11 protein-coding genes are annotated in these 12,271 nt (G+C 62.4%); 5 read left to right on the top strand and 6 right to left on the bottom strand.

The features are described from left to right. The first annotated feature begins 142 nt into the window (after positions 1-142). From AAGS40_RS25935 to AAGS40_RS25915, 5 genes are all read left to right on the top strand, one after another. The gene (locus AAGS40_RS25935) at positions 143-1,375 is read left to right on the top strand and encodes a multidrug effflux MFS transporter (protein WP_345817348.1); all 1,233 of its coding nucleotides are present in this window, start codon (positions 143-145) and stop codon (positions 1,373-1,375) included. Positions 1,376-1,592: 217 nt separating this feature from the next. After that, the gene (locus tag AAGS40_RS25930) at positions 1,593-2,822 is read left to right on the top strand and encodes a porin (RefSeq protein WP_345817347.1); all 1,230 of its coding nucleotides are present in this window, start codon (positions 1,593-1,595) and stop codon (positions 2,820-2,822) included. Positions 2,823-3,120: 298 nt separating this feature from the next. Continuing rightward, positions 3,121-4,278, top strand: coding sequence for a CoA transferase (locus AAGS40_RS25925; RefSeq protein WP_345817346.1), 1,158 nt, complete (start codon positions 3,121-3,123; stop codon positions 4,276-4,278). 52 nt (positions 4,279-4,330) lie between these two features. Next, complete coding sequence (locus tag AAGS40_RS25920) at positions 4,331-5,218, top strand: fumarylacetoacetate hydrolase family protein (protein WP_345817345.1); 888 nt, start codon at positions 4,331-4,333, stop codon at positions 5,216-5,218. A gap of 18 nt (positions 5,219-5,236) precedes the next feature. Further along, positions 5,237-6,145, top strand: coding sequence for an alpha/beta hydrolase (locus tag AAGS40_RS25915; RefSeq protein WP_345817343.1), 909 nt, complete (start codon positions 5,237-5,239; stop codon positions 6,143-6,145). Between the two features lie 97 nt (positions 6,146-6,242). Here the strand turns inward: AAGS40_RS25915 and AAGS40_RS25910 are convergent, their stop codons facing one another. The 6 genes from AAGS40_RS25910 to AAGS40_RS25885 all read right to left on the bottom strand — a co-directional run bounded on the left by AAGS40_RS25910 (position 6,243) and on the right by AAGS40_RS25885 (position 12,253). Further along, positions 6,243-6,371 (bottom strand): hypothetical protein, encoded by a 129-nt coding sequence (locus AAGS40_RS25910; RefSeq protein ID WP_345817341.1) that lies wholly within the window; start codon positions 6,369-6,371, stop codon positions 6,243-6,245. Between the two features lie 118 nt (positions 6,372-6,489). After that, the gene (locus tag AAGS40_RS25905) at positions 6,490-8,160 is read right to left on the bottom strand and encodes an FAD-dependent oxidoreductase (protein WP_345817339.1); all 1,671 of its coding nucleotides are present in this window, start codon (positions 8,158-8,160) and stop codon (positions 6,490-6,492) included. A 29-nt stretch (positions 8,161-8,189) separates the two neighbouring features. Continuing rightward, entirely contained in the window at positions 8,190-9,260 is a 1,071-nt protein-coding gene (locus tag AAGS40_RS25900) for a cupin domain-containing protein (RefSeq protein ID WP_345817338.1), read from the bottom strand. Positions 9,261-9,311: 51 nt separating this feature from the next. Beyond that, positions 9,312-10,247, bottom strand: coding sequence for an FAD-binding protein (locus tag AAGS40_RS25895; protein WP_345817594.1), 936 nt, complete (start codon positions 10,245-10,247; stop codon positions 9,312-9,314). 22 nt (positions 10,248-10,269) lie between these two features. Next, positions 10,270-11,019 carry an electron transfer flavoprotein subunit beta/FixA family protein gene (locus AAGS40_RS25890; RefSeq protein WP_345817336.1) on the bottom strand — a complete coding sequence of 250 codons (750 nt, stop codon included), beginning with the start codon at positions 11,017-11,019 and terminating at the stop codon, positions 10,270-10,272. 91 nt (positions 11,020-11,110) lie between these two features. Further along, positions 11,111-12,253, bottom strand: coding sequence for an acyl-CoA dehydrogenase family protein (locus tag AAGS40_RS25885; protein ID WP_345817335.1), 1,143 nt, complete (start codon positions 12,251-12,253; stop codon positions 11,111-11,113). Positions 12,254-12,271: the final 18 nt, after the last annotated feature.

Raw genomic sequence — 12,271 nt, 5'->3', positions numbered from 1 at the left:
GATACACGACTCTCCGCGTCACGGCGGTTTGCCGGTCCCACATGCCGAGCCATCCAGGCTTCATCTCTGTCAGGCAGCGCAAACGAGGCGTCTCACGCTGTTTGCCTCGCTCGTCTTCTTCTCCGTTCCGGATCGCACACCCATGATCGATTCCCTCACCCCGACGAAGACCGTCTCACGTGTGCCGTCATTATTCATTCTTGTCTGCATTACGCTATCCGGGACATTCCCGCTCCATGTGTTCGTTCCCGCGCTACCCTCCGCTGCGCGCGATCTGCAAGCAAGCACCGCGGGCATCGGACTCACGATCACGCTTTACATCATCGGCCTGTCGCTCGGCCAGCTCGTCTACGGTCCTCTTTCGGACCGCTATGGACGCCGCCCTGTGCTGCTCGCTGGGCTCTCCCTGTTCGCGCTCGCCAGCGTGGCGGCCGCGTGCGCGCCATCGCTGGCCTGGCTGGAGTTGGCGCGTCTCACGCAGGCGCTCGGTGGCTGCTCCGGGCTGGTGCTTGGGCGGGCCATCGCACGCGACAGTTCCGGGTCCACCACGCTGATCCGGCGCCTCGCTACGCTCAGCATTGCAATGGCCATCGCGACGGCAGTCGCGCCGGTGATCGGCGCGCAGTTCGTCGCCCATCTCGGCTGGCGCTGGATCTTCATTACGATGAGCGTGGCAAATGCCATCGTGCTGATTTCCGTCTGGCGAGTGGTGCCCGAAACTCACGTGCCGTCGAATGACTTTCAAATCCGCCGCTATCTGCGCAGCTACGCACACCTGCTGCGAACCCCATCGTTTCTGGCCTACAGCATCGGCGGGGCGAGTGCGACCACCGGCATCTACGCGTTTCTCTCCGCGTCGCCTTTCATTCTGGAGTCCGAGCTCGGCCTGTCGCCGCAAGCTTTCGGCTTCGCTTATTTCTCGCTGGTGGTCGGACTGGCAAGCGGCCAGAGCGCGGCCAAGCGCCTGGCGGCCACGCTGCCGGCACGCTCCGCGCTACTCATCGCCAGTGCGATCATGGGGGCCGCGTCACTGAGCCTGGTCGTGTCGTACCTCTCGCATGCCATCACGCTCGTTTCCGTGATGGGACCCATGATCGTGATGTTCTTCGCCACCGGACTGTCGAGCCCGTATGCGATCAGCAGCGCACTCGATGTCGACGCCGCCGTGGTCGGCGCGGCGGCCGGCCTGTACGGCTGCCTGCAGATGGCCTACGGGTCGCTGTGTACGGCCGCCATCGGTCTTTCCCCCGCCAACCCGACGTTCGCGATGATCGTCGCACTGGTGCTGTCCAGCGCGATCGCCTGGCTCGCGTTCAGAGCGGCGCCGCGTCCCCCCACCCTGCCCGAGCCCAACGATCAAAGCTCGATTGCGTAGTACTCCCAGCAGTTTCGCGCCGTCGGCCGCCGTATCATCGACCTCCTGATCCTTTCTAGCCACGGCCATTAGGGTTTGCTCTCTTTGACAGCAAAATCAGATCCATTATATTTCGACTCAATGGTTCATCCAATAACAAGAAACCAGAAAAAAACTCAGACAAAAACCCGGTTTGCCGCGCCGCTCGCCGCCGTGGCACGAGATCTAGGAGACGACGTTGAAGCTTCCAAAACCCTTGATAGGTGCGCTGACGCTCGCGGCATGGGCGCCCGCTTTCGCACAAAGCAGCGTGACGCTATACGGCCTGTTGGACGAAGGTGTCAACTACGTCAACAACGCGCAGACTGCGCAGGCTGGCGCACCGCACGGCCGGACGGGCGGCAGCGTGGTCTCCATGACGACGGGGCTCGTGCAGGCTTCGCGCTGGGGCCTCAAAGGCTCGGAAGACCTCGGCGATGGCTACAAGGCGGTCTTCACGCTCGAAGACGGTTTTGACGTCGGCACCGGCAGATTCCAGCAGGGTGGCACCTTCTTCGGTCGTCAGGCGTTCGTCGGCATCACCGCGCCGTGGGGCGCGCTGACCGCGGGGCGCCAGTACGACTCCATCGTCGACGTGATCAATGTGATGCAGGCTGGCACGTACGCCGGCGGCGCGTTCGCCGATCACCCGGGTGACATCGACAACGTGGCGGACTCTCAGCGCATCAACAACTCGCTCAAGTACACGAGCCCGTCCTATCACGGCTTTCTCGTCACAGGCCTGTATAGCTTCGGGGGCGTTGCCGGCCAGACTGCGAGAAACAGCATCTGGTCGGTCGGCGCGCGTTACGCGATCGGTCCCGTGATCGCCGCCGCCGGTTACATGCATATCGACAACCCGAATCAGTCGTTTTATGGCAATGGTTCGACAGGCTCGACCACGGCGAACAACCTCGGCTCGGTGGCAGGCGTGCAGGTCAATCCGATCTACGGCGGCTTCGCATCGGCTGGCAAGCTGCAGATTTTCGCGTCCGCCCTGCAATACACGATCGGCGCTCTGACGATTGGCGGCGGCTATTCGAATATCCGCTTTCAGGATCTGAACAGCGCGGCCTCGGGCACGTTGAGCCTGACGAATCCGTTCGGCTACACCGGCAACGCGGCTTTCAACAACTACTCGATCTACACGGGCTACTACGTTACGCCGACGCTCGAAGTCGGCGCCGCGTACAACTACCTGGACGGCGGCGGCATCGACGGCAAAAAACCCGCCAAGTATCAGACGGTCAATGCGATTGCCGACTACTTCCTTTCGAAACGAACCGACGTGTATCTCACCGGCGCCTACATGAAGGCCTCGGGTGTCGATTCGACAGGCCAGGCGTCGGTGCCCTACCTTGTCACATTGACACCGGCCAACACGTCGAGCCAGGTGGTGGTTCGCCTCGGCATTCGCCACAAGTTCTGACGCTCAGGCGCAGGTCCGCCGCGAGTTCATAGCGTCGTTTTCTGGGCATCGCGCGCGCGGTGCCGCCGCCCTCGGCCGCGTATTGCCTTCCGACAGGCAGGCGATGCGCGGCCGCTTTTGTTCCGGTCGATTGCCAGCCCGGACGCCAGGCTCCGTGGATCACTATCGCTTGACATCACCGCACACATCCCTCATCATAATTTCAAAGGTTGATCCAATGAATTTACGGATCGCTAAATGCGTCGTGAACCGGTAAGCCTACTTCACGCACAAGCAAAACCAGCCAGAGAGACGCCAGATGTCCGACCCGAACCAACCCGATCCTGTCACTTCTTCCGCCGGGCGTGCAGCGCCGAAGCGGCCGCTCGACGGCATCGTCGTCGTGGAAACGTCGAGCTTCCTGACGGGACCGTTCGCCTCGATGATGCTTGCCGATCTCGGCGCCGACGTCATCAAGGTCGAGCCGCCCGGCGGTGACGGCTTCCGCAAATTCGGCCACAACCGCGAAGGCTACGGCGCGTCGTGGACCAACGCCAATCGCGGCAAGCGCAGCGTCGTCATCGATCTGAAAACGGAAGAAGGCAAGCGCCGCCTGCAAAATCTGCTGGAGCGCGCGGACATCCTGATCGAGAACTGGCGCCCGCGTGTGGCCGCCTCGCTCGGCCTGGGGCGCGAGGTGCTCGAAGCACGCTACCCGCGTCTGATCCGGCTGTCGATCAATGGTTTCGGCGACACCGGCGCGCTCGCCAATGCACCGGCCTTCGATTCGCTGATTCAGGGCCGCACCGGCATTGTCGCGTCCGAGGGTCGCAACGGTAAGCCGGCGGTCACGCCGTTCAACATGGTCGACAAAGTCACCGGCGCATTTGGTGCGCAGGCCGTACTGGCCGCGCTGTATGAGCGCGAGAAAACCGGCAAGGGCAGCTACGTCCAGTTGCCGATGCTCGATGTCATGGGCTATTTCAACTTCCCGGACATGTTCCAGCATCGCACATTCGAGGGAGACACCTCGGCATGGAAACCGCCCGCATCACAGGTGCTGGAAACCGCCGATGGCTTCGTCGTGATTTCGCCAGCCAATGGTGCTCAGATGTCGAAAACGCTCAACGCGATCGACCGTCCGCAATGGAAGGACGAGTTCAAGCAGATGCGCGACCCGGTTGCGATGGCCGACGAATTTTTTCGCCGCGTCGGCGCGGTCGTGAAGGAAGGCAAGACGGCGTTCTGGCTGCAACGCTTCAGCGAAATGGACGTGCCCGCCGCGCCGGTGTTTTCGCTGGACGAATTCCTGAACGACCCGCAGGTGGAAAACAACGAGGTGTACAGCTTCGTCGATTCGCCGGTCGGTCCGATTCGCGCGGCGCGTTATCCGGCCAGTTTCGACGACCGCAAGCTGACGGCCCGCTCGGGACCGCCCGCCATCGGCGAACACGACGAGGCGATCGGCGGTCATTGAAGCGGCCCATGCAAGCGCCCCGCGCCCAGAACAACTCAACCAGGAAATTGACATGAAGCTTGCTAGTTTCGATGGCGGACGTATCGGCGTCGTGGTCGGCGACGATATCGTCGACATATCCGATCTCGTGAATGCCACGCCCAACACGTGGCCGCCGGTCGGCATGCTGCACGTAATCGACCAGTTCGCCGAATTACGCGGCAAGCTGGAGGATCGCGCACAAAGCGGCCACCGCGTGCCGCTTTCAAGCGTGAAACTGGAGACGCCGGTCGCGTGGCCGAACAAGGTCATCGCGTTTCCTGCGAACTATCACGCGCACGTTGAAGAGATGAAGCATGGGACCGGGCTGATCTCGCCGTTCAAGGCCGACGGCCAGGGTTTCTTTCTGAAAGCAAATTCGAGTCTGAGCGGACCGTCGGAGCCAATCGTGCTGCCGGCCATTCCGAATCGCCAGATTCATCACGAATGCGAACTCGCGATCATTCTCGGCAAAGGCGGCCGCGAAATCAGCCGTGCCGACGCGCTCGATCATGTCTTCGGTTACGCTTGCCTGATCGACGTGGTGGTGCGAGGCAAGGAAGAACGCGTAATGCGCAAATCGTATGACACGTTTTGCCCGGTCGGCCCCTACCTCGTCACCGCCGACGAAGTGCCGGACTACGATTCGATCGATCTGCAACTCTCGGTCAATGGCGACATCAAGCAGAAAGCCAGTACACGCGACCTGATCGTGGATATTCCAGAGATGATCCGCATGGCCTCCGCGGTCATGACGCTGTATCCCGGCGACATCATCGCCACTGGCACCCCGGCCGGCGTCGGCCCGCTTCAGGGCGGCGACACGGTCAGGATCGACATCGCCGGAGTCGGCTCGATGACGCTTGACGTGGTGCAAAGCGAAGGCGGCAATCATCCGGTCTGGGACAAGCCGGTCAACTGAACGGAGAGAAGCGAACGCATGGACACCAGCCACACCAGCACGTCGGCGCGCTCGGGACTGCACACTCGCCGTCTCCGGATGGACGATGGGATCACGTTGACGGCGACCGAAAGCGGCGAGCCGGGCCAACCTGCCGTGATTCTGCTGCACGGCGGCGGGCAGACCCGGCACTCCTGGCGCGGCACGGTCAGGACGCTGGGCGAACTCGGCTACCATGCGCTCGCATTCGACGCACGCGGCCACGGCGAAAGCGACTGGTCGCCGGAGTTGAACTATTCGCATAGCCGGCTGGCCGACGACCTCGAGGCCGTAATCAGCAGCGTGGCCGCTGAACCGGTGGTCGTCGGCGCGTCGATGGGCGGCATGACCGCGATGCATGCGGTCGGGCGTAGTAGCGGGGCGCTCGCCCGCGCGCTGGTGCTGGTGGACATTGCGCCGCGTGTCGATCCAAAGGGCCTGCGCCGCGTCCACGACTTCCTGAATGGCCACCCCAACGGCTTCGCCAATATCGAGGAGGCGTCCGCCGCGGTCGCCGCCTACAATCCGCATCGTCCACGGCCGCGCGATCCGCGTGGTCTCATGAAGAACCTTCGGCTACGCGAAGACGGGCGTCTGTACTGGCATTGGGACCCGCGTTTCTTCGCCAGCCGCAACGAAGAGCAACGCGAAAAAAGCAGCAACCGTCTGCTCGACCTGTGCCCCAACATCAAGATTCCCACGCTGCTCGTGCATGGCGCAGAAAGCGATGTCGTGTCGAGCAGTGGAATCGATGAATTGCGCGCGCGTTTGCCGCAACTGGAAACAGCCTTGATGCAGGGCGCCGGGCATATGATCGCCGGCGATCGCAACGACGCGTTCAATGCGGCGATCATGGTGTTTCTTGAACGCCTCGCGCCGGCACGGCTACGGCGCGGTTCGCACACGTGACCTTGGCCGCCGCAGCGTACCGCTGAGCGCAAACAACAGCTTGCCATCTTCAGCAATGGACCATCGTTCTTCCGCATTTTGCGGAAGAACGATTTTATTATTCCATCGCCGGCACGCTGCCCATATAGGCAAGCGCGCACAGCATCATCGCGCAGACGAGGTGATCCCTCGCCGTCGCCGCGCGGCTTTGCCAATCGAGCCACCGGGTTTTGCTGTCCGTTTTCATGATCTCTGCCTTTCGCGACGTCGACGTTGAGCGCGCCGTGTCGCACTGCGCCACGTGTCAACCGCTACGCAATTGAACGGACGGCGTGCGCGGATCAGGAGCCGCGCACGCCGGTCGCTTAAACCGCGGTCTGTTGCGCCAACGGCATGGTGTCCGTCTTCGAAGTCACCAGGCCGTGCATCGCGCCGCGCACGGTATCGATCAGCGCGAGCGGATCGGCCGGCAATTCGTCACCGCGCCAGGCGACCTGGCCGTCCGGACGCACCAGCACCAGCCTCCGCTCGTACAGGCGCCGCGCTTCGTCGTGATCGATATCGACCGCTTTGAACGGCACGTGGCGCGTCGCCGCGGCCGCGCGCAATGCTTCGCTCTCTGCCGCAGCCGGCGCAAAACACAGCAGCACGAATTCCTTGCCGAACAGGTCGAGCGTCGACTGGCCTTCCGCCAGCCACACGTGCGGCGCGCGCGAACCGGGCCGCGCCGTCTGGACATAAGAGGACACTTCGTCGGACGGCTGCGGCGTGCCGTCGGGCACGATGATCGGCGAGCCCTCGTACATGTACCCGAGGTGAATGCCGATCGAGAACCACTCGCGCTTCATCAGCTCGGTGTACTGATTGCCGAACTCAATACGCGCGGCCTCGGACCCCGGACCATCCTCGAAAATTTCCTTCGACGGCGACAGCACGCGCGGCGACAGCATGCGCTTGAGGTTGCCGGTCGCTTCCGCGACGTTGCGGATCGCCACCGGGCGCTGCTCGGTTTCGTAGGTCGCGAGCAGATGCTCGCCACCCCAGCCTTGCAGGCTGGCCGCGAGTTTCCACGACAGATTCACCGCGTCCTGAATGCCGGTATTCATGCCGAAGCCGCCCGTGGGCGAGGTCAGGTGCGCAGCGTCGCCCGCAATGAACACGCGCTTCGTGCCATAGCTGTCAGCCACCAGTTGGCGACGCACCCACGGCAACATCGAAAGGATCTCAAAGTCGAACTCGCGTCCCACCGCACGGATGATGGCGGCGCGCATCTGCTCTTCGGTGAGCGTAAGCCGCGTTTCATCGCCGACGAGCGAAAAGCGCCACTGGTCGCGTCCGTTGATCGCAACGAGCGTCGCCCAGGTCCCTTCCGGGCCAATGAAAATGTAACGGTACGCCGGCTTCTTGTCGTGCAACGCTTCGAGATTGTCGGCGCGGAACACCACGTTGGTGGTGTACGTGAGCGTCGGCTCGCCCGTCATGCCGATACCGAGCGCCTGGCGCACCCCGCTCGCGCCACCGTCCGAGCCGACCAGATAACTCGCTTCGATGAACGACTCTTCGCCGGTGTTCGCGTCGCGCACTTTGGCAATGACGCCGTCGGCGTTCTCAGTGAATTCGACCAGCTCCGTGTTGTAACGGATATCGACGCCCTTCTGCTGTTGCGCGAAGCGGCGCAGTACCGGATCGAAGAAGTTCTGCGGGCAGCGTTCACGCTTTTGCGGGCTCTGTGGCGGATACTTTTCGTCCTGCGGGCTCGGGAACACTTCACGCCCGAATTCGTAGCCGCTTAGCCCCGTCACCCACGCGCAGTCCTGTGGATAGGCGCGGTTATAACCGGCGTCGTGTACCCACGGCACAATGCCCCAGCGACGGCAATATTCCATGGTGCGTATGCCGACCATGTCCATTTTTGGCTGAATCACCCGACCATCGCTTCGTTCGATCAGCGTGCACGACACGCCACGAAAACCGAGGTCGCCGGCCAGTGCCAGTCCAATCGGGCCAGCGCCCACAATCAATACAGGTGTTTGCATCTACAGTCTCCGAGTGTTTATCGACATGCTCAGTTCCGACCCGCCTCGGCTACGTCGACGGCTTCTTCGCGATAGAGGCCGAGCTTGCGCAGCGCCGGGATATCGTTGACCTGAAACAGCATCGCGGGGGTGTCGTCCGAACGGTTGATGTGCTCATGCACGGCCCACGGCGGAATCGCCATGAAGTCGCCGGCGCCCCATTCGAAGGTCGTGCCGTTGACGACCGTGGCGCCCTTGCCGCGCATCACGTAATAAACGACGCTACCGGTGTGCCGATGCGCTTGCGTGTGTACGCCGGGGCGCAGCGATTGCAGCACCGTACCGATGGTCGGCAATGCAGGCCCACCGTCGAGCGGATTGACATACTCGAGCGCGGTATCGTCGAACGGGTCGGGCGGCAACGCCGCCGCGAGGCGCAAGGCCTCCTGCGCCCGCGCGGCCGGGTACACGAGCAGCGGATTGAGCTCTGGGGTATTCCTGTCGTTCAGCGGTCGCATGATCGCGCTGCCATAGCGGCGATACGAATGGTCCGGAATGTCCAGCACCGCCTGACGCGGGGTGGCGGAGCCTTCGAAGAAGGTCGCATGCATGGAGCGCACTAGCGAAATGTCGAGCACGTCGAGCCAGATCATCGGCTTGTCGCCTTTGTGTTCATGATCGTGCCAGGCCATCGCCGGCGTCAGAACCAGGTCCCCTTCATTCATCTCGTAGCGCTCACCGTCGACGATCGTGTCTGCGCCGCGCCCCTGCATGATGAAGCGCAGCGCGCTGGCCGTATGGCGATGCGCCGTGGCGATCTCGCCGGGCAGGATGTATTGAATCGACGCCCAGAGGGTCGGCGTCGTACCGAAGGGCAGCCCGCGATTAGCGAGACGCAAGGTTCTGCGCTGTCCGCCCGCTTCGAGCTTGATGCTCGCGCCGATTTTCTCGAGCAGGCGCGCGAGGTCGGCGGCTTTCCAGTGGGCCGCCTGCATCGTCGATTGTGGCTCGCGCGTGAAGAGCGGACCGTCGGTGGGCTGGGCGATGCGGCAATTGAAACTGTCCAGCTCCTCGGCGAGTGCCTGGCGTTGCGCGGTGTCCGACATGACTGTTTCGCTCATGGCAACTCCGATGGGTTTTATATGGGGATGGTGTGGTGAGTGGACGGGTAGCTATGGAAGAACGCTCACCAGTTCAGGCACGACGACGAAGAGGTCGCCCACGAGGCCGTAATCGGCGACGCTGAAGATCGGCGCTTCTTCGTCTTTGTTGATCGCGACGATGACCTTCGAATCTTTCATACCGGCCAGATGCTGGATGGCGCCGGAGATGCCGACCGCCATATAAAGCTGCGGCGCGACGATCTTGCCCGTCTGACCCACCTGGTAATCGTTCGGCACGAAGCCCGCGTCGACTGCGGCGCGCGATGCACCCAATGCAGCGTTCAGCTTGTCGGCAAGGGGTTCGAGCACCATCGTATAGTTTTCGCCATTGCCCAGACCGCGGCCACCCGAAACAATGATCTTCGCCGACGTCAGTTCCGGACGGTCCAACTTCGTTATTTCACGGTTCACGAACTGCGAAATGTTTGAGCCTGCTGCCGCTTCGATCTTTTCAATTGATGCGCTGCCGCCTTCCGCTGCTACTGCGTCAAAGCCTGTCATGCGGACTGTAATTACCTTGACCGGATCTTGCGATTGCACCGTTGCAATGGCATTGCCCGCATAGATTGGACGTTCGAAGGTATCGGCGCTGTCCACTGCCGTGATGTCGCTGATCTGCGCGACATCGAGCTTTGCCGCAATACGCGGCGCGATGTTCTTGCCATAAGCCGTTGCGGGCGCAAGGATATGCGTGTAGTCCTTCGCGATGGTCAACACCGTGGCTTCGACATTTTCCGCCAGACCCGCTTCGAGTTGCGGCGCGTCGGCCAGCAGGACCATCGACACGCCAGCGATTCTCGCTGCAGCTTCCGCTGCGGACTGTGCGTGGTGGCCGGCCACCAGCACGTGAATGTCACCGCCAATCTTCTGCGCGGCGGCGATCGTGTGCAGCGTCGCGGCCTTGATCGACGCGCCGTCGTGTTCCGCTATCACGAGATTAACCAGATTCGTCATTTACCCAGTCTCCTCACAGCACCTTGGCTTCGGTCTTCAGCTTCCCGACCAGCGTCTTCACATCCGGCACCTTCACACCGGCGGAACGCTTCGGCGGTTCGACGACTTTCAGCGTCTTCAGGCGTGGCGTGACGTCGACACCCAGATCTTCAGGTTTGATCGTTTCCAGCGGCTTCTTCTTCGCCTTCATGATGTTCGGCAGCGTGACGTAACGTGGCTCGTTCAGGCGCAAATCCGTAGTCACGACAGCGGGTAACGTCAGCGACAACGTTTCGGCGCCGCCATCCACTTCACGCGATACGGTTGCCTTGCCGTCGGCTACGACCACCTTCGAAGCGAACGTTGCTTGCGGCAACCCGGCTAGCGCTGCCAGCATCTGACCCGTCTGGCTGGAATCGTCGTCGATGGCCTGCTTGCCGAGAATGATCAGTGAAGGCTGTTCCTTGTCGACCAGCGCCTTCAGCAGCCTCGCCACCGCCAGCGGTTGCAACTCGTCGGCACACTCGACTAGCACCGCGCGATCCGCACCGATGGCGAGTGCGGTGCGCAGCGTCTCCTGCGCCTGCGCCACACCCGCGGAAACGGCGATCACTTCCGTCGCTACACCCGCTTCCTTCAATCTCACCGCCTCTTCCACCGCGATCTCATCGAACGGATTCATCGACATCTTCGCGTTCGCCAGATCAAGCCCGCTGCCATCGCTTTTGACGCGCGGTTTGACGTTGTAGTCGAGCACCCGCTTGACCGCGACCATCACCTTCATGTGTCCCCTCTCCATCCCGTTTCCCTTTTCACCCTGGCTGCGACGCATCGCACACCGCCCTCACGTACGCCTCGCTCGGCCTGGCCGTACCTCACGCGCTGAGCAAACGGCGCGCGACGATCAGCCTGTGAATCTCGTTCGTGCCTTCGATGATTTGGTTCAGCTTCGCGTCGCGCATCATCCGTTCGACAGGAAACTCCTTCGAATAGCCGTAACTGCCGAGCACCTGCACGGCCTCGGTAGTCACGTCCATGGCTATGTCGGTGACGAAGCATTTGGTCATCGACGCCAGCATGTTCAGCCGCGAGTGATCGCCCGAATCGATTTCGTCGCAGCAGTTGTAGAGCAGGTTGCGGGCAGCTTCGACCTTGATCGCCATGTCGGCGAGCTTGAACTGCATGCCCTGGAACTCGGCGATCGGGCGGCCGAACTGCTTGCGCTCCTTCGCATAGGCGACCGATACATCAAGCGCGCCTTGCGCCAGCCCTAGCGAAGTAGCCGCAATCGTCGGACGGTTCAGATCCAGCACCTTCATGCAGGCCTTGAAGCCCTCGCCTTCCGCGCCGATCATGCAGTCGGCGTCGACACGCATGTCGTCGAAGAACAGTTCGTGATTGGGCGCGCCGTGCCGCCCCATCTTGTGCTCCTTACGGCCGAGCCGGAAGCCGGGCGTCTTCGTGTCGACCAGGAATGCGCTAATGCCGTCCGAACCTTTTGCGTCCGAGGTGCGCGCAAACAGCAGCACATAGTGCGCATGGCCGCCCCACGTGATCCAGTTCTTCTGACCGTTGATCACATAGGATTCGCCGTCCTTGCGGGCACGCGTGCGGATCGAAGACACGTCGGAGCCGGCCTGCGGCTCGGTGACCGCAATCGCGGACACGAGCCGCCCTTCGGCGGCGAGCGGCAGCCAGCGCTGCTTCTGCTCTTCGGTGCCGAAGTGCAGCAGCGGCAGCACGAATGAAATCGAGTTATTGCCGCACAGCGTGGCCGCCGCCAGCGAGACCTTGGCGATCTCTTCCTTGACGATGCACACCGTCTTCAGATTGCCGCCCGGGCCGCCGTATTCCTCGGGCAGCCACAATTGCAGCAGGCCCATGTCGCCCATCACCGGCACCAGCTCGGCCGGGAAGCGATCCTCCGCTTCCATGCCGGCCACGAGCGGCACGATATCTTTCTGTACCATCCGGCGAACCGAATCCTGAATCGAAACCAGCTCTTCACTCAGCTTCATAACCACTCCTCTTTCGAT

The sequence above is a fragment of the Paraburkholderia sp. PREW-6R genome (genome assembly GCF_039621805.1).
Lineage (GTDB): Bacteria > Pseudomonadota > Gammaproteobacteria > Burkholderiales > Burkholderiaceae > Paraburkholderia.
The sequence above is the reverse complement of the archived record's forward strand: the minus strand, read 5'-3'. Positions and strand labels throughout refer to the sequence as shown.

Bases quoted from the DNA above. Each gene is read 5' to 3' on its own strand.
- AAGS40_RS25935 (WP_345817348.1), top strand. From the start codon at position 143: ATGATCGATTCCCTCACCCCGACGAAGACCGTCTCACGTGTGCCGTCA.
- AAGS40_RS25925 (WP_345817346.1), top strand. From the start codon at position 3,121: ATGTCCGACCCGAACCAACCCGATCCTGTCACTTCTTCCGCCGGGCGT.
- AAGS40_RS25920 (WP_345817345.1), top strand. From the start codon at position 4,331: ATGAAGCTTGCTAGTTTCGATGGCGGACGTATCGGCGTCGTGGTCGGC.
- AAGS40_RS25915 (WP_345817343.1), top strand. From the start codon at position 5,237: ATGGACACCAGCCACACCAGCACGTCGGCGCGCTCGGGACTGCACACT.
- AAGS40_RS25910 (WP_345817341.1), bottom strand. From the start codon at position 6,371: ATGAAAACGGACAGCAAAACCCGGTGGCTCGATTGGCAAAGCCGCGCG.
- AAGS40_RS25905 (WP_345817339.1), bottom strand. From the start codon at position 8,160: ATGCAAACACCTGTATTGATTGTGGGCGCTGGCCCGATTGGACTGGCA.
- AAGS40_RS25900 (WP_345817338.1), bottom strand. From the start codon at position 9,260: ATGAGCGAAACAGTCATGTCGGACACCGCGCAACGCCAGGCACTCGCC.
- AAGS40_RS25890 (WP_345817336.1), bottom strand. From the start codon at position 11,019: ATGAAGGTGATGGTCGCGGTCAAGCGGGTGCTCGACTACAACGTCAAA.
- AAGS40_RS25885 (WP_345817335.1), bottom strand. From the start codon at position 12,253: ATGAAGCTGAGTGAAGAGCTGGTTTCGATTCAGGATTCGGTTCGCCGG.